The sequence below is a fragment of the Mesorhizobium sp. M7A.F.Ca.MR.148.00.0.0 genome, from assembly GCF_003997735.1.
Taxonomy (GTDB): Bacteria; Pseudomonadota; Alphaproteobacteria; order Rhizobiales; family Rhizobiaceae; genus Mesorhizobium.
Genome location: NZ_RZTB01000501.1, coordinates 1 through 307, shown reverse-complemented (window position 1 = coordinate 307; position 307 = coordinate 1). Strand labels below are relative to the sequence as shown.

Below are 307 nucleotides of genomic sequence, written 5' to 3'. Positions count from 1 at the left end.
ACAAATGCGAGTGTTTTCACGATCGCATTGTCGAGTACATGCACTGACCGGATAGCCACGCCTGTTGGCCATCATGACAGCCGACGGATCCTTCCTAAAGGCGGTCGCGGGCGCGATCGTGTCGTTTGGCTTTGTCCAAACGGTCACGCCGGCCAGTGCCAACTGGCTGGAACGACCATCCGTGAAACCACAGCTTTCGTCCGGCCTGAAGCAACCAGTGCGCTGTGATCCGGCCACGGAGTGGACCCGGCAGGCTTTCAAGGCATTTGCGAGTTGCCAGGCATCGATCTATGGCCTGGAGCCGATG

General features: G+C 59.0%; 1 pseudogene. It reads left to right on the top strand.

Annotated elements, in window-relative coordinates:
* Positions 1-73: 73 nt before the first annotated feature.
* Positions 74-307 (top strand): annotated as a pseudogene (locus EOB49_RS35105) (lytic transglycosylase domain-containing protein); the annotation flags it as partial.